Below are 16,242 nucleotides of genomic sequence, written 5' to 3'. Positions count from 1 at the left end.
GCGTTGAAATGGTCGGCGCGAATGAAGCCGCCCTGCGCAAAGTCCGTGGCAACGATATCAGTTTCATCTTTCAGGAACCGATGACGTCGCTGAATCCGCTGCACACGCTGGAAAAGCAATTGGCCGAAAGCATCGAACTGCATCAGGGCCTGCGCGGATTGGCGGTGCGCGCACGGATCATTGAATTGCTGAACCGGGTGGGTATCCGTGACCCCGAAACCCGGCTGGGTGCCTATCCGCATCAACTGTCGGGCGGGCAACGCCAGCGCGTCATGATCGCGATGGCGCTTGCCAACGGCCCCGAATTGCTGATTGCGGATGAACCGACGACCGCGCTGGATGTCACCATTCAGGCGCAGATCCTTGATCTATTGGCCGACCTGAAAACCCGTGACGGCATGTCGATGCTGTTCATCACCCACGACCTGACCATCGTGCGCAAAATCGCCGACCGCGTCTGCGTCATGAAGAACGGCGAGATCGTGGAAGAAGGGCCAACCGCAGAGCTCTTCGCAAACCCGCAGCATCCGTATACTCGCAGCCTTCTTGATGCCGAATCGACCGGCGTGCCAGTGCCAGTGCCCGCTGACGCGCCGGTGGTGCTGCAAACCGATGCTGCCAAAATCTGGTTTCCGATCCATGCGGGTCTGCTCAAACGCACTGTGGGGCACATCAAGGCCGTCAACAGCGCGAGCCTGACACTGCGTGCCGGTGAAACGCTGGGCATCGTCGGCGAAAGCGGCTCTGGCAAGACGACATTGGCCTTGGCGGTCATGCGTCTGATCCGGTCCGAGGGGCGCATCGCCTTTTGCGGGCGGGATATCCACACGCTGTCTCAGCGCCAGATGCGCCCGTTACGCAGCGACATGCAGATCGTGTTTCAAGATCCTTACGGATCGCTTAGCCCGCGAATGACGGTCGAACAGATCATCGCCGAAGGGTTGGGCGTACATGGTGTTGATCCGGGCCGCAACCGACGCGACATGGTGGCCGAGATCATGACCGAGGTTGGCCTGGACCCCGCCATGATGGACCGCTATCCGCACGAATTTTCCGGTGGGCAACGCCAGCGGATCGCTATCGCGCGCGCGATGATCCTGCGGCCCCGGTTGCTGGTGCTGGATGAACCGACTTCGGCGCTCGATATGACAGTACAGGTGCAGATCGTGCATCTGTTGCGCGAATTGCAGCAAAAGCACGGGCTGGCCTACCTGTTCATCAGCCACGACCTGAAAGTTGTGCGCGCCCTGTCACACAAGGTGATGGTGATGAAACAAGGCGATGTGGTCGAAGCGGGCGACGCAGACGCAATCTTTGACGCGCCCCAGGACCCCTATACCCGCCAGTTGATGGCTGCCGCTTTTGAAGGCCGCGCCATTCCGGCCTGATCCCGCTTCTTGTTTCGGAAAATGCTCCCGCCAAAGGCGTGAGAGTTTGCGCCCCTGGTGCCGGGGTTTACCCGTCAGCGCCGATCATGAAACAAGTCGTTCCGCGGGCCTGCAACCGGCGACAGGCGAGATCTGCGCCCTCACGGGTCAGTCCCATGAAATTCGCGTCAAACCCGCCAGACCGTTGCACCACACGCCGAAGCGACCCATCCAGTGTACTCATCTCATTCAGCGCAACCTGAAGCAGCATGCGCTCAGCGTCAAAACGGCTGGGGAAACGGCCCACGTTGACCCCCCAATGGCGGCCACCGGATGTGGAGATTCTCGTGACCACCTCAGGTTCGACAGGCTCGAAACTCTCGGCCGGAGATGGAGCCGGTGGGCTCACCGCTGCGGCGGCAACCTGCATCTCTGCTGGCGGCTCCGGTCGCGCTTGCGGCATAACTGCGGGTGCTTCGGCTACAACTTGCGTGGCGGCTGGTTCAGGTGCTGCTGCGACCTGTACGGGCGCAGGTTCGCGCGCGGCGGGTTCAGGGGCGATCACTTCAGCGCCAGCACCGTTAATCGTTTCGGCCAGAAGCGCGTTGATAATATCCTGATCCACGACAATCGACGCGACGTCGACCGCAGGCGTCGTTGCAGATGACAGCAGCAGCTCTGGCTCCGCTTCACCCGGTCGGCCTACGGGGCGGTAACTGCGGGTGACAAGTCCGTTCACGCGGATGGTCTTGCCGGCGGTGCCCCGCACATTGTCGGCAGCAGCGACAGTCTGATTGGCAGCGGGCGCTTCGGCCATTGCCCCGGGTGGTACGGGCCGGTTCACGTTCGCGCTGGAAGGGGCCATCCTGAACCCCATATCCATCAATTCCGTCACTCGCGCGTTCCGGGCCGCTTGGGAAGTGCCGCCAAAGACTGTTGCAATGATCCGCTGATCGCCGCGTTGGGCAGAGGCAACGAGTGTAAAGCCTGCGGCATTGGTAAAGCCGGTCTTGATACCATCGCCGCCGGGATAGGAATCAAGCCAGCGGCGGTTTGTGTGCTGTACGGTGGCCATGCCCGCATCCGCGGTGCGGCGCGAGAAAAGGTTATAATATTGAGGAAAATCATAGATCACATGCCGCCCGAGGATCGACATATCGCGCGCTGTCGACAGATGGCCCGATTGTGTCAGGCCATGGGCGTTGCGGAAGGTGGTGTTCGTCATGCCCATCGCGGCGGCGGTGCGGTTCATCCGTGCGGCGAACGCCTCTTCCGAGCCGGAAATGGCAATCCCGATCGCTGTGGCGGCATCATTGGTGGATCGCACGGCAGAGGCGCGCACAAGGTAGCGCAGACGGATCTTTTGTCCGACGCGCAGGCCAAGTTTTGACGGCGGTTCATTTGCGGCCTGCGCCGTGACGGTGACTTCGGTATCAAGCGTGATCTCACCGCGCTCGATCGCCTGAAACACCACATAAAGCGTCATCATCTTGGTCAGTGATGCCGGATGCAGGCGCGTATCCGCGTTTTCGGCGTGCAGCACCTCACCGGTGCGGGCATCCATTACCAGCGCAGCATAGGGCGCTGCGATCCCGCGGATCGGCACCGAAACAAGAATAAAAATCAAAACGCAAAGATATAGCCCGTAAAGGGCCAACTGTCCCGGACGACGTGCCATGTCGTAAGCCTCATACTGCCTCTGGCCCCGGATTTTTCCGGTGGCCTTATTATTGTCAAGAAACGCTAGCACAACTTTATCTCGTCGAAAATACCTTAATTCCAAAGACTTTTACGATGATCATTAGGCGTTTGGGGAAGATGTGGTAGGCAGCCGAGGTCAAGTCGCAACATGCGCGACAGGCGGCTTTCCCCTTTATGGCAGGATGCCCTTTTCTCTTGGCTGGCATAGTTTATATGTAAGCCGAAGAAGACAGGATTACTGATGCGCGCAGAGTTTCACATGATGGCAGACAAAAAGGACCGTGACGATGACGGCAACCTTGGTATTGCGCTTGAGACGAAGCCAAAGACCAAGCGCCCGCCGCTGTATAAGGTAATGATCCTGAATGATGATTTCACGCCGATGGAATTTGTCGTGCATGTGCTGGAACGTTTTTTCGGGCTGTCCCATGCGCAAGCGTTTGAACTTATGCTGACCGTCCATAAAAAAGGAGTGGCCGTGGTCGGTGTTTTCAGCCACGAGATCGCCGAAACCAAGGTGGCTCAGGTGATGGATTTCGCCCAACGCCACCAACACCCGCTGCAATGCACGATGGAGAAAGAATAACGCGCCCGCGTTATTCGCACAAATATGTCCCAGTCCCGCCTCAGCACCGCCATCCAGGATGGCCTTCTTGTCCTGCCGCAGGGCGATATTACCTTGATGCGCCCGCCCGCGACCTATGATGTCGCTGAACTTCCGCGCGCGCATATCCGCATCATGCATGGCTTTTATCCCGATGCCGCCGATTGGCGGATCGCGGGCTTTCCCGTCGATCAGGGCATGACGCGCGCTGCCAGCGCCATCGTCGTCCTGCCGCGGGCGAAGGCGCTCGCCCAGGCCATGATCGCCGAGGCCTGCGCTAAGGCCGATCTGGTCGTGATCGACGGTCAGCGCACCGATGGTGTCGACAGCCTTTTCAAGACCTGTCGAAAGCGGCTTGGCGATCTTCCGTCCATTACCAAGGCGCATGGACGATTGTTCTGGTTCCCCGCAACGGATGCTTTCAGCGACTGGGCCGCAGGCCCGCCAGTCAAAGGGTTGCATGGATTTTACACAGCGGCGGGGGTATTTTCGGATGGCAAGGTGGATGCTGGCTCCAGCCTGCTTGCTGAGGCCTTGCCCGCGAAATTGCCTGCCAGGATGGCGGATTTGGGCGCTGGCTGGGGCTATCTGGCGCAGGCTGTTCTGGCCCGCGATGGTGTCACCGCGATCGACCTGATCGAGGCAGAGGCGCAATCGCTTGCCTGCGCACAGCTAAACATCAGCGATCCGCGCGCCGCATTTCACTGGGCGGATGCGCTGCAATGGGCGGCCAAACCCGGCTATGACGGCATTGTCATGAATCCGCCATTTCATACGGGACGTGCGGCTGATGCAGGGCTTGGCCGTGGCTTCATACAGGCGGCGGCCCGCCTGCTTGCGCCCCACGGCAAGCTTTGGATGGTTGCAAACCGGCATTTGCCTTATGAAGCGACGATGGCCGAAAATTTCCGCAATGTAGACATAATTGGCGGCAACGGCGCGTTTAAGCTGTTTCACGCCACCAGACCAATGCGCTGACCGCGCAAGGGAGCAACGGGATGTCCTTTTCCATCAGCGGCAAGACTGCCATTGTAACCGGTGCCGCCAATGGCGTCGGGCTCGCGATTGCCCGCCATTTCGTCGAAATGGGGGCCAATGTCGTCTTTGCCGATATGGACGAAAAGACGCTGCGTCAGCAAATGGGTGACGAGGCCGGGAAGGCCGCAAATATCCGGCTTTTCGCGGGCGATCTGCGCAAGAAGCTGACGATTACCAACCTGCTTTCGGCGACGATAGATGCCTTTGAGCGGGTGGATATTCTGGTCAATGCGTCCCGTCAGATCCTGACCACCGATGCGCTGAACCCAGATGACACCTCGATGGACGAGCTGTTGGAGCAGAACACGCTGACGGCGATGCGCGTCAGTCAGGCCGTCGCAAGGCGTATGATAAAACAGGCCGATAAGGCCGGTGGGGCGGCGGGATCAATCGTCAACATCAGTTCCATTGCAGCGCGCCGTACTCACCCGGACCTTTTGGCCTATTCGGTTAGCTGTGCGGCCCTGGACCAGATGACCCGGTCCATGGCGGTGGCTTTGGCACCCCACGGCATCCGGGTCAATGCCGTCGCTTTCGGCAGCGTGATGAGCGCGAGTCTGAAAGGATCGTTGAAAGATCACGACCAGATGCGCGATGCAATCGTGGAAAACACGCCGCTCCATCGCATTGCCAGCCCCGGTGAAGTGTCAGATGCGGTGCAATATCTCGCCTCTGATGCGGCGGGATTTGTGACGGGGCAGATCGTCACGGTCGATGGCGGGCGGACCCTGATCGATCCCGCCGCCGTGTCGGCGCATTGATCATTCAGGATGAATGGCAATACATTGTGCCACGGTCTGATCGCTTGCTGCGCGCTGTTGGCGCTGCCGCTCCAGCAGTGAATTCATCTTGGCCTGTTCGGCATTCAGATCAATCGCAACAGGGCGCGTGGTCGTGAAAGTTTCGGTTTCATCACAGCGATAGCGAAAGGTCGTGCCATCACTGTTGCGGCCACGGCAGGTGCGCCGGACAGTACGGACCTGTTGATCTTCGGCCAGCGCATAGCCGCGCGCCAGATTGCCCTGCGTCTCGGTGACCAGATTGGTCAGCACGCGCAGATCGCGGGTGGCCTGATTGATACATTGTTCGCGCGGGGTCGCACAGGCGGCAAGCGCCAGCAGGGGCAGGATGATCAGGGCAGGGCGGCGCATTGTCTTCTCCGGTTTTGATCTGGCACTTCGGTGCGTGTTCAGTATGGTATGGCACACCATTCACAAGTGATATGCAATAGCACAGACAAGGCGCATTTATGACAGACGATTTTGCCGCTCAGAAAGACAAAGCCTCGGCATGGTTCCGCGCCCTGCGCGACCAAATCGTCGCCTCTTTCGAAGCGCTCGAAGACAGCCATCGCAGTGGCGCAGAGCTAGGCCGATTCGAGGTGACGAAAACAACGCGCCACGAAGATGACGGGTCTGACGCAGGTGGCGGGCTGATGTCGGTGATGCGCGGCGGTCGGGTGTTCGAAAAGGTCGGTGTGAATATCTCGACGGTTTATGGGCATCTAGGGGATGCTGCGCAACGCGCCATGGCCGCGCGCGGCGTGCCGGGCATGGCGGATGATCCGCGGTTCTGGGCTTCGGGGATATCGCTCGTCGCGCATATGCAGAACCCGCATGCACCAGCGGTTCATATGAATACCCGCATGTTCTGGACGCCGCATGCCTGGTGGTTTGGCGGTGGGTCCGACCTGAATCCCTGCATCGAATATGCCGAAGACACCGCGCATTTCCACGCCACCCAAAAGGCGCATCTGGACCCGCACGGCACAGATCATTATCCACGGCTGAAAGCCTGGGCCGATGAATATTTCTATATCCCGCATCGGAAACGCGCGCGCGGCGTCGGCGGGATATTCATGGATGATTACTGCACCGGTGACTGGGAGGCAGATTTCATCCTGACGCAGGATATCGGCAAGGCGTTTCTGCCGGCCTATGTGCCACTGGTCGAAAAACGCCGCGACACGCCGTGGAACGCGGCTGACAGGGATACCCAACTGATCCACCGCGGGCTGTATGCAGAATACAATCTTGTCTATGACCGGGGGACCAAATTCGGTCTGACGACCGGACACGACGCCAATGCCGTTCTGATGAGCCTGCCACCTTTGGCCAAATGGGTCTGACATGACGACGAAGGCGCTAAGGGGCGCTGCCCCCTCTCACCCCGGAGTATTTTGGGAAAAAAGAAGCAGAGGTTCTGGGTTTACGCGCCGCGCAATGTGTCGATCATGAGCTGCACATTGGCCGGGTCCGCATCCGGCGTGATGCCGTGGCCTAGATTGAAGATATGCGCTCCGCTTGACAAGGCGTCGCGGATGCGGCGGGTTTCGTCGATGAGGCCCTGTCCGCCGGTCACCATATGCGAGGATTTCATGTTGCCCTGCACGCAGCCCTCGGGCTGAACATGCTCGGCCACCCACGCCGCATCGACCCCGTCATCAACGGCGATGCAATCAGCGCCTGTCGCGGCATGGGTGCCGATATATTTCGTTCCCGCCCCGCGTGGAAAGGCGATGACCGGGATGCCGGGGTGCTTTTCTTTCAGCGCCGCCGTGATCCGCTGCATCGGTTTGATTGAGAATTCCGTGAAATCTTCGTCCTTCAGTGACCCCGCCCAGCTATCGAAAAGCTTGACGCATTCCGCCCCCGCCTCGATCTGTTTCGACAGATAGGCGATCGTGCCCTCGGTAATCCGGTGCATGATTCCTTCAAACACCGGGCGATTGGCGGCTTTCAGCGCATGCGCCGGTCCCTGATCCGGTGTGCCCTGACCTGCGATCATATAGGTTGCGACCGTCCACGGCGCACCCGCGAAACCGATCAGCGTGGTTTCCTTGGGCAATTCTTCCGATAGAATTTTCACCGTCTCGTAGATTGGGTTCAGTGTTTCATGGATCTCTTCGACCGGTTTCAGTTGGGCCAGTTCCTCTGCCGACGTGATGGTGGACAAGCGCGGCCCTTCGCCGGTGACGAACCACAGATCGGCACCCAGAGCCTGCGGCAACAGCAGGATATCGGCGAATAGAATCGCCGCATCAAAATCATAGCGCCTCAGTGGTTGCAGCGTCACCTCGGCAGCGAGTTCCGGGTTATAGCAAAGCTTCAGGAAATCGCCTGCCTCTGCACGAGTCGCGCGATATTCGGGCAGATATCGCCCGGCCTGTCGCATCATCCAGATCGGTGGGGTCGGAAGCGTTTCGCCCGCGAGGGCCCTAAGGATCGTCTTTTGCTGCGCCATCATCTGTCCTTTTTCATCCTGCCCGTGGTCCCAATTGCGGAACTTCTTGTCAAGGGAGTTGTCAGGCCAGATTGACACGTCTAACAATCTCGTCATGAATATAACCTTGCCCACACCCGCCTCGCCTTTCAAGATCGGAACCCGCGGATCGCCCCTTGCGCTGGCGCAAGCGTACGAGACGCGAACGCGCCTGATGGCTGCGTTCGATCTGTCGCAGGAGGCCTTTGAAATCTGCGTGATCAAGGTCACTGGCGACGCCATTCAGGATCGCGCGCTCAAGGATATCGGCGGCAAGGGCCTGTTCACCCGCGAGATTGAAGAGGCGTTGCTGGATGGCACCATCGATATCGCCGTTCATTCGATGAAGGACATGCCTGTCGATCAACCTGCCGGTCTGGTGCTGGATACCTATCTGCCGCGCGAGGATGTGCGCGATGCCTTTGTATCGCTGACTGCCAAGGGCTTTGATGACTTGCCCCAAGGGGCCACCGTCGGCACATCGTCCTTGCGCCGCCGGTCGCAATTGCTGGCCAAGCGGCCTGATCTGAAGATCGTTGAATTCCGCGGCAATGTGCAGACACGGCTGATGAAGCTTGGCAATGGCGTGGCCGAGGCCACGTTTCTGGCCATGGCAGGCCTGAACCGGCTGAATATGGGCGACGTGCCGCATACGCCGATTGCCGCCGAAGACATGCTGCCCGCGATTGCCCAAGGCGCCATCGGGATCGAACGGCGCGGCGACGACAGCCGCGCCGCGACGCTGCTGGAGGCACTGCATGACGGCCCGACTGGCCAGCGGCTTGCCGCAGAACGTGCCTTTCTTGCGCATCTGGACGGGTCCTGCGAAACGCCGATTGGTGGGCTGGCCGATCTTGATGGTGGCAGTCTGCGCCTGCGTGGCGAAATCCTGCGCACCGACGGCAGTCAGGTGCTGACGGATGACATGACCGGTGTTATCGCGGACGGGGCCGAAATGGGCCGCGCGATGGCGGCTAAACTGCTTGAAAGAGCGGGGCCGGGGTTCTTCGAGCATAACTAAGGTTGCCGGTGGCTGACGACGTCAGCGCTGCGTCTGCTTTCGCATTTTCGTAAATGAAGTGGAAGATGGGCTTGCGCGGAACCGGATCAGCGCTGCCGCGTTAAGTGGGCGGTGGAGGATCACTTTGTTCCAAGGAAACCTGGATGCCCAAATCACTTGCCGCCAACATGCGCCGGATGCAGCGCATGATGCGCCCAGCGAAATTGACCAAGAAAAGCCAATCTATCATCATCGCCTCCGCATTCGCGCCTTTCGGGGTGACAAAGCCGACGGAGACGAAAATCCGTGCTTCGGCTGCTGGCCAGGTGCTGGGGTTGATGGCGGCGAACATGCGCAACGCAAAAGATATTATGTCTGGCGCGCCCAAGGCAAAAACTACGCGCGCCATCGCCCCGGCTGTGCCAGAAGGGGCGCAATATATTGCGCGCCAGCATCGCTGTGCGCAGGGCGCACGGGGGTATAAACTCTATTTGCCGGCCTCGGCGCGCAAACAGACCAAGGGCTTGATTGTGATGCTGCATGGCTGCGGGCAGGACCCTGACGATTTCGCAATTGGCACCCATATGAACGCGGTGGCTGAGAAACAGGGACTTGCGGTGGCCTATCCGGCGCAAACCCAAAAGCATAATCCGCGTGGTTGCTGGAACTGGTTTGCGCCTGCGCATCAGATGCGCGGAATGGGCGAGCCTGCGATCCTCGCGTCACTGACCCGCAAGCTGATGCGTGAACTGGGCCTTACGCGTGATCAGGTTTATGTCGCAGGGCTTTCGGCGGGCGGTGCGATGGCGGCGGTCCTGGTAGATACCTATCCGGACGTTTTTGCAGCCGCAGGCATTCACTCCGGTCTGGCGCGGGGGGCGGCGCGTGATATCAGATCGGCAATGGCCGCGATGCGCAGCGGCGCGCCGGGCGGGGCTGTTCTGGCACCGATCCGCACAAAATATAGCCCCGTTCGGCGGATCATCTTTCAAGGCGACAAGGACGACACGGTGCATCTGTCCAACGCCAAGCATATTGTCGCTGCCGCGCTCGGCGATGTCCCGCAGGCCGGACGGATCACCAGTAATTCGGTGCGAAAGATCGCCTATACCCGCAGCGAATTCGCGCGCAGCGGCGATGTCGGACCGGTGGAGCTGTGGATTCTGAAGGGTGCTGGTCACGCCTGGTCGGGCGGTCGTGTCGCCGGATCATTCACGGACCCCAAGGGGCCCGATGCATCCGCGCAGATGGTCAGGTTTTTTCTGGCGGATCAGCGCTGACGTTTCGATGTCAGTGGGAACCCAGAGCATCGTAAGCCGTTGAATATGCACGACTGGCCGCATCCCGGCCGGCCGCCCCCTTTGCAGAGGGTACCTGTAGCCAGACATCCCGACACAGGGATAGTGGAGATTAAGATGACCCAACCCCCCATTCCTGCGAACCAAAGCACCATCGGCGGTGCGTTCCGTTTCAACCGCGAAGGCTATGACCATGTCGAAACCCACGCGCTGACGACGCATGACGTCGAAAGCGCCACTGTTCACGGCCGTAACGACGAGAAGATCGGGACGATACACAACCTTGAAATCGGCGTGAATGGGCGGATCACCCATGCGATCATAGATGTCGGTGGCTTTCTTGGGATGGGCGTGCATTCGGTCAGGCTTCCGTTCAGTGAACTGACCGTGCTGCGCGAAACCGGAGGCAAGGACCTGCGAATTCATCTTGATGCGACGAAGGCGATACTTGAAGCCATGCCGCATCACCCCACGTGATCGCGCCTCTCACTCGGTTCCTTGGGCGCATGCGCATAATGTCTGTATCACTAGCCTCGCAAAGCGTAGGCAGCCGCCCCATCGGTTCGGCAGGCGGCGGCCGTACGCGTGTCAGCATACAATCTGCCCTGATGGACGCGGCGCTCCGCTCTACAACGCGCGTGGGGGCTGGCCTTTCGCGCTGTCTGTGACACGCCATGGCGAATTGTCTGCCGGGGAAAGGTGGTGGCGTGGGGGAGACTTGAACTCCCGACCTATCGATTATGAGTCGATCGCTCTAACCAACTGAGCTACCGCGCCAAACCATGACCGTCCGATTACGCAAGTGGCGGGGGGGTGTCAAACCGATTCTGCCGATTTGATACCGATCCGCTGGGTCAAAGTTCACCAGACCTTAGTCATAGTATAAAAGTGAAGTTAAGGTTACTTTTGGCGAAACCTACGACTAGTAAAGGCACAATATGACCGGATTTCTGACAACCCATGTTCTTGATACAGCCAATGGTGTGCCCGCGGCGGGGATGACGGTTGATCTTTACCGGCTGGAGGACGTGGCGCGTGTTCATATAACCAGGATGATCACCAACACCGATGGCAGAACTGACACCCCGATTTTGCCTGTGTCCAGCTTTGCCGTGGGCCGCTATGAACTGGTTTTTCAGGCGGGCGACTATTTTGGCCGCAGCGATGATCCGCGGTTTCTGGACGACATTCCGATCCGGTTCGGGATCAGTGATCCGGCGTCACATTATCACGTGCCGCTTCTGGTTTCGCCTTTCGGGTTTTCGACCTATCGCGGCAGTTGATGCGTAGGATGCGTGATATCACGCATCCTACGGTGCAAACCGCCATGATGTGATCTGCTGATAAGTCTCGCCCGACGCCAGCTTCACACTTGGAAAATGCGCATGGTTGGGGGCATCGGGCCAATGCTGCGCCTCGATCGCCAACGCGCCGTAGCTGGGGCGTCCGTCAAAAACCTGAAGCCCCGGCATATTGGTCGCCAGCACCATGCTCGTCCCGCTTTGCCCGGTCAGCCACAGCACGTCGCGGTGCGGCACGATGTCATCCGAAAGACAGAAGTTATGATCAAGTGCGGGTGTCTGCGATCCGATCACCGGGCCGTCGCGCAGGTCCATATCCGTGCCGGTCACATCGACCACATCACCGGTGGGGCAGGTGCCGGCATCAATCGGCAGGTAATGATCCGCCGCGATCTTCATCCGGTGGCCATGCCATGTGGGCGCGTCGTCAAGGTTCCAATAGGAATGATTGGCGAAATTCATTACCGTGGTCGCGTCACTGGTTCCGGTAATCGTCAGGGTCAGCGTCGCAGGGGCGTGCACCGCAAATTCTGCCGTCACGCGCCGCTTGCCCGGCAGCCCGGCCATGCCGTCAGGCATATCCAGCGCCAGCGTCGCTGTCGTGTCTGTCACGGCGACCACATCCCAGACCTGTGCATGCGCGCCCTCGGACCCTGAATGCAGATGCCGCACCCCGTCTTCGTTGCGTTCCAGTTCATACATCATCCCGTCCAGCCGGACGCGCGCCGTGCCGATACGGTTGGCGACAGGGCCAACGATGGCCCCGTGATACCGCATCGCGCCTTCGTAATCGGCCAGATCATCTGATCCGGTGGTCAGCGAATGATCCACACCGGCCAGCCGGACATCGCGCAACCGCGCGCCATAGGTCAGCAACGTGACCGTCAGATCACCGGCCTGCAATGTAATCGCATGGACCGTCTTGCCTGTTTTTGTCGTGCCGAAAATCTGCATCACAAAGCCTCCCAATAAACACTGGCGGCGGACACGATATTGCCGCCCCAGACCTGCGCCCTTGGCGCGTAATTGAACACAAAGCGGTGCGTGGCACTATCCCTGATCCGCAGACCAGCGGGTAGAGTGTGGCTCGGCATGTCCAGCGCATTACACAGCCCGCCGATGATCGCAGGGTATTTGTCCGACATCCAGCGCGGCGGGGTGGCCGTCGGCGTGCCAAGGATTACCTGCAGCCCGCTTCGCCCAGCGCATCAATCGCATGGTCCAACCAATCCCATGTCAGCGTGCCGGGAACTGGTTCCATACTCGCCCAGGCGAATTCGCCGATCCGCACCCAGGACAGACCGACGTCGACCATGCGCGCGGCATCGCTGGCCCATTGGCCCTGCGGCCAGTGTTCAGGGCAATAACAGACGCCGAGTGTGCGTCTCATAGATCAGCCTTTGCGTATGTGGAACAAAGCGAGCGGAAGGTCACAGGATGACCTGATGCTCTGCCTGGCCTTTGTACGTTGTGGGCGTGGTATAGGTTTTCCCCTCATCCGCGCCATCGAGCCCGGTTGCCGCCGAGGTGCAGTAAAGCGTGCTCAGATCATCGCCACCGAATGCCGGGCAGGATGTTTGCCGCGCCGTGAAATCAAAACTGGTAATGAAGCCGCCATCAGGCGCATAGCCCGCAACGCGCCCGGCACCCCATTGCGCGTTCCACAGATTGCCTTGCGCATCGACGACCGCGCCGTCAGGGCGGAAATCAGTTGCGCTCAGATCAATATGGAGAACGGGTTCACCCTTGGGCCAGCCCTGCGCATCCAACGCGACGCGCATGATTTTCTGCGTCGGGGTGTCGGTGAAATAGGCGGTCGTCCCGTCGGGCGCAAAACAGATTGCATTTGAAATTGAAATCGGCGCGAAAAGCTGGCGCAGTTCCCCTTTGTAATAGCGATAGATCGCGCCAGCATCGGTTTCCGCGCCAATCCCCATCGTCCCGATCCAGAACCCGCCTTGCGGATCGGCGCGGCCATCGTTGGACCGTGTGCCGGGATTATCAGCCTCCAGATCACACAGCCTGGTCTGGCGGCCATCGCGAAGATCGAACCGGATCAGAGCGGTTTGGCTGGCAACCAGCAGCGTATCGACATCGACCCAGCCGGCGGCAGAGACGTATTCATTGAACTGCCAATGCCGCGTCTTGCTGTGCAGGCGCTTGCCAAGGATATCGAACCAGAAAAGTTCACCGCGCAGCGGATGCCACAACGGGCCTTCGCCCAGCGTGCATTGGGTGTCGTCATAGATCATGTGCTTGCCTCATCATATGCCGCGACGATGTCGCGGGCGCGGGTTGAAACATCGGCGGCAGAGGCGCCAGGTTGATAAAGTGCAGTTCCAATGCCGAAACCATCAGCGCTTGCCGCTATCCATGTTGCAAAATTACTTTCACCCGCACCGCCTACGGCATAGACTTGCGTCCCTGTAGGGAGCACGGCACGAATCGCCCTGATGCCGTCCGGGCCGATCAGGCTGGCGGGAAAAATCTTCAGACCGTCTGCGCCCGCCTTCAATGCGGCAAAGCATTCTGTGGGCGTCATCACCCCCGGCCAGCTTTGCATGCCTGCAGCTTTGGTGGCGACGATCACGCGCGGATCGCAATTGGGCGACACGATCAGCTTGCCGCCCACTTGCGCCACACGGCCCACATCATCGGTCGATAGGACTGTGCCCGCGCCGATCAGCGCGGTGTCGCCAAAGGCATCGGCCATCCGCCCGATCGACACAAACGGTTCCGGCGAATTCAGCGGCACTTCGATCCGCGTGATCCCGGCGGCGATCAGCGCTTCGGTCACCGGCAGGGCGTCATCGGGGGTGATGCCGCGCAGGATCGCGATCAAGGGGCGGTGCATGGAGTCATCCTTTCAATTGGCGATAGGCTGCGGTCAGTCCCGCAAGGGTCGCGCCTTCGGCATTGACCTGCATGGCAGGCACAGCTTGCTGCGCCAGTGCCTTCACGTAAAGCCGTGCGAGTCCGCCCGCGCCGATCACGGCAATCTGCTGGCCCAGCCAATAGGGCTTGGCCGAGGCTAGTTCGGCTCCGATCAGCAGCCCCGACCGGCGCGCGCGCGCGGCAGGTCCCGGCAGATCGTGCAACAACCCCTCGGCGCGGATTGAAAACAACCGACCGGCGAGCTTTTCAGGGCGCGAAAATGCGTCTGACAACCCGCTGTCAAATGCGGTATCATCCCAGCCATCCGCCGCAACCGAATGGCGCAGCACGGTATGGCTGATCAGCGTGGCAAATAATTCACCCGTCATGAAGGTCTGAAAACTGACAATCTCCCCTGCACTGACATGCACCCATTTGGTATGTGTACCGGGCAGGCAGATCACCCCGTCCCACCCTTTGTTCTGCGCAAGGAAGCCGGCGATCTGGGTTTCCTCGCCGCGCATCACATCGGCAGGTTGCATCTGTTTGATGCCGGGGATGACATGGACATCCAGCCGTGGGTCAATTGTGGCGGGGCGCGCAAAATCCTGCCCCAGTGGTGGGCAGGGTGTCGCGGTATAGTGCGCCTCGACCCAACCCTGGCGCGATCCGACCATGCCGCAGGCGATCACAGATGTCGGGCCATGCAGCCAATCGCCCACAAGTGCCAGCAATGCAGGTTCAAACCCCGCGCGGTCCAGTCCTCCCATGCCTTTGTCTGACCCAGCCTGTGCCAGTACCGCGCTGGTGGCCGACATTGCCCAGACGCGGACATTGGATGTGCCCCAGTCAGCGGCGATCCATGCGGGTGTGATCTGTCCGGTCATCCTGCGCCCACCACACCTGCATCCACCACCATTGTCTGCCCCGTCATCATGGCCGAGGCCTGCGAAGCCAGAAACAGCACTGGCCCGACCATGTCTGCCGGTTTCATGAACTGCCGCAGGCATTGCTTTTCCAGAAACCCCGCCTTGCTTTCGGGCGTCGCCCACAGATTTTCCTGCTTTTCGGTAAAGACCCAGCCGGGGGCGATGGCATTTACCCTGATCCCCCGTGGCCCCCATTCGCGCGCCAGTGACCGTGTCATGCCGCTGATCCCGGCATTGGCGGTGGCATAGACCGACAATCGCGCGGCTCCCAGCATATGGGCGATGGATGAAAAGTTGATGATCGCGCCCTGAGGTGCCATCACCTCTGCGGCTTTCTGGCAGGCAAAGAAATAGGCTTTCAGATTGATCGCCTGCAGATCATCCCAATCCTGCACGGTGACATTGCTTGCGTCATGGCGTAGGTCATTGGCGGCGTTGTTGACCAGTGCGCGCAGGGGGCCATGGGCGCTGGCAGCTTGCGCAATCGCCTCCTGCAAGGCCGCCGTATCGGTAATGTCGCAAGGGATGAACAATGGCCGGTTGCCGTGTTTCGTGGCCATCTCATCCACGAAAGCCCTCGCATCCGACCGCCCGACGAAAGCGACCCTGGCCCCTTGCGCCAGAAACCCATCCGTCAGTGCGGCACCGATGCCGTTTCCGCCGCCGGTAATGAACACAGACGCATCTTTCAGATCATGAAATGTGGCTGCCATAGTCTTTCCCCTGCATGGCTGATGCTACGGCGTATGCCGCGATGAAGACCGCGAGTAGTGTATTCGCAGTGGAATGCACATATTTCGAGCCTCACTATTGTCTGCATAGTTTCATTATACAAAACGCTGTCTTACATATTGATACCTAAACGCAGA

18 protein-coding genes, 1 tRNA gene and 1 pseudogene are annotated in these 16,242 nt (G+C 59.9%); 9 read left to right on the top strand and 11 right to left on the bottom strand.

The annotated features are described in order from the left end of the window. Positions 1-1,388: ABC transporter ATP-binding protein (locus ACK4TM_RS04685; RefSeq protein ID WP_409697470.1), on the top strand; the 1,388-nt coding region annotated here is incomplete at its 5' end. 67 nt (positions 1,389-1,455) lie between these two features. On the opposite strand, the gene ACK4TM_RS04680 is transcribed toward ACK4TM_RS04685, so the two are convergent. Continuing rightward, the gene (locus ACK4TM_RS04680) at positions 1,456-3,045 is read right to left on the bottom strand and encodes a serine hydrolase (protein WP_409697467.1); all 1,590 of its coding nucleotides are present in this window, start codon (positions 3,043-3,045) and stop codon (positions 1,456-1,458) included. 264 nt (positions 3,046-3,309) lie between these two features. Between ACK4TM_RS04680 and clpS the strand changes: the two genes are divergently transcribed. Genes clpS through ACK4TM_RS04665 form a run of 3 tightly spaced genes read left to right on the top strand, consistent with a single transcriptional unit; the run spans position 3,310 to position 5,471 of the window. After that, entirely contained in the window at positions 3,310-3,654 is a 345-nt protein-coding gene (gene clpS, locus ACK4TM_RS04675; RefSeq protein ID WP_409697464.1) for an ATP-dependent Clp protease adapter ClpS, read from the top strand. Between the two features lie 24 nt (positions 3,655-3,678). Further along, positions 3,679-4,650, top strand: a complete 972-nt coding sequence (locus tag ACK4TM_RS04670; RefSeq protein WP_409697461.1) for a class I SAM-dependent methyltransferase — start codon at positions 3,679-3,681, stop codon at positions 4,648-4,650. A 20-nt stretch (positions 4,651-4,670) separates the two neighbouring features. After that, positions 4,671-5,471, top strand: coding sequence for an SDR family NAD(P)-dependent oxidoreductase (locus ACK4TM_RS04665; protein WP_409697458.1), 801 nt, complete (start codon positions 4,671-4,673; stop codon positions 5,469-5,471). Here the strand turns inward: ACK4TM_RS04665 and ACK4TM_RS04660 are convergent, their stop codons facing one another. Next, positions 5,472-5,861 (bottom strand): hypothetical protein, encoded by a 390-nt coding sequence (locus ACK4TM_RS04660; RefSeq protein WP_409697455.1) that lies wholly within the window; start codon positions 5,859-5,861, stop codon positions 5,472-5,474. 98 nt (positions 5,862-5,959) lie between these two features. Between ACK4TM_RS04660 and hemF the strand changes: the two genes are divergently transcribed. Continuing rightward, a complete protein-coding gene (hemF, locus tag ACK4TM_RS04655; RefSeq protein ID WP_409697452.1) occupies positions 5,960-6,838 on the top strand; it encodes an oxygen-dependent coproporphyrinogen oxidase in 879 nt (292 codons plus the stop codon). 80 nt (positions 6,839-6,918) lie between these two features. On the opposite strand, the gene hemE is transcribed toward hemF, so the two are convergent. Continuing rightward, positions 6,919-7,953 (bottom strand): uroporphyrinogen decarboxylase, encoded by a 1,035-nt coding sequence (gene hemE / locus ACK4TM_RS04650; protein ID WP_409697479.1) that lies wholly within the window; start codon positions 7,951-7,953, stop codon positions 6,919-6,921. Between the two features lie 94 nt (positions 7,954-8,047). Here hemE and hemC point away from each other — a divergent pair, with 94 nt between their 5' ends. The 3 genes from hemC (at position 8,048) to ACK4TM_RS04635 (ending at position 10,746) form a co-directional block, all read left to right on the top strand. Next, complete coding sequence (gene hemC, locus ACK4TM_RS04645) at positions 8,048-8,992, top strand: hydroxymethylbilane synthase (RefSeq protein WP_409697449.1); 945 nt, start codon at positions 8,048-8,050, stop codon at positions 8,990-8,992. A gap of 143 nt (positions 8,993-9,135) precedes the next feature. Next, a complete protein-coding gene (locus tag ACK4TM_RS04640; RefSeq protein WP_409697446.1) occupies positions 9,136-10,251 on the top strand; it encodes an alpha/beta hydrolase family esterase in 1,116 nt (371 codons plus the stop codon). A gap of 135 nt (positions 10,252-10,386) precedes the next feature. Further along, the gene (locus tag ACK4TM_RS04635; protein ID WP_409697443.1) at positions 10,387-10,746 is read left to right on the top strand and encodes a PRC-barrel domain-containing protein; all 360 of its coding nucleotides are present in this window, start codon (positions 10,387-10,389) and stop codon (positions 10,744-10,746) included. 223 nt (positions 10,747-10,969) lie between these two features. On the opposite strand, the gene ACK4TM_RS04630 is transcribed toward ACK4TM_RS04635, so the two are convergent. After that, positions 10,970-11,046 (bottom strand) — tRNA-Met (locus tag ACK4TM_RS04630). A 161-nt stretch (positions 11,047-11,207) separates the two neighbouring features. On the opposite strand from ACK4TM_RS04630, the gene uraH reads away from it, so the two are divergent. After that, complete coding sequence (gene uraH / locus ACK4TM_RS04625) at positions 11,208-11,552, top strand: hydroxyisourate hydrolase (protein ID WP_409697440.1); 345 nt, start codon at positions 11,208-11,210, stop codon at positions 11,550-11,552. 27 nt (positions 11,553-11,579) lie between these two features. Here the strand turns inward: uraH and ACK4TM_RS04620 are convergent, their stop codons facing one another. The 7 genes and pseudogenes from ACK4TM_RS04620 to ACK4TM_RS04590 all read right to left on the bottom strand — a co-directional run bounded on the left by ACK4TM_RS04620 (position 11,580) and on the right by ACK4TM_RS04590 (position 16,086). After that, positions 11,580-12,524, bottom strand: coding sequence for an aldose epimerase family protein (locus ACK4TM_RS04620; RefSeq protein WP_409697437.1), 945 nt, complete (start codon positions 12,522-12,524; stop codon positions 11,580-11,582). Continuing rightward, positions 12,524-12,715 (bottom strand): hypothetical protein, encoded by a 192-nt coding sequence (locus tag ACK4TM_RS04615; protein WP_409697482.1) that lies wholly within the window; start codon positions 12,713-12,715, stop codon positions 12,524-12,526. The genes ACK4TM_RS04620 and ACK4TM_RS04615 overlap by 1 nt, the downstream gene beginning before the upstream one ends. Next, positions 12,689-12,960: pseudogene (locus ACK4TM_RS04610) on the bottom strand (beta-galactosidase); the annotation flags it as partial. The gene ACK4TM_RS04615 and the pseudogene ACK4TM_RS04610, both read right to left, overlap by 27 nt. Positions 12,961-13,000: 40 nt before the next feature. Continuing rightward, a complete protein-coding gene (locus ACK4TM_RS04605) occupies positions 13,001-13,822 on the bottom strand; it encodes an SMP-30/gluconolactonase/LRE family protein (protein ID WP_409697434.1) in 822 nt (273 codons plus the stop codon). After that, positions 13,819-14,424, bottom strand: coding sequence for a 2-dehydro-3-deoxy-6-phosphogalactonate aldolase (locus ACK4TM_RS04600; RefSeq protein ID WP_409697431.1), 606 nt, complete (start codon positions 14,422-14,424; stop codon positions 13,819-13,821). Before ACK4TM_RS04600 ends, ACK4TM_RS04605 begins: the two co-directional genes overlap by 4 nt. A 4-nt stretch (positions 14,425-14,428) precedes the next feature. Then, on the bottom strand, positions 14,429-15,331 hold the full coding sequence (locus ACK4TM_RS04595) for a 2-dehydro-3-deoxygalactonokinase (protein ID WP_409697428.1): 903 nt from the start codon (positions 15,329-15,331) through the stop codon (positions 14,429-14,431). Next, positions 15,328-16,086 (bottom strand): SDR family NAD(P)-dependent oxidoreductase, encoded by a 759-nt coding sequence (locus ACK4TM_RS04590; protein ID WP_409697425.1) that lies wholly within the window; start codon positions 16,084-16,086, stop codon positions 15,328-15,330. The genes ACK4TM_RS04595 and ACK4TM_RS04590 overlap by 4 nt, the downstream gene beginning before the upstream one ends. Positions 16,087-16,242 lie beyond the last annotated feature (156 nt).

It is taken from the genome of Yoonia sp., from assembly GCF_046292185.1.
Taxonomy (GTDB): Bacteria; Pseudomonadota; Alphaproteobacteria; order Rhodobacterales; family Rhodobacteraceae; genus Yoonia.
The sequence above is the reverse complement of the archived record's forward strand: the minus strand, read 5'-3'. Positions and strand labels throughout refer to the sequence as shown.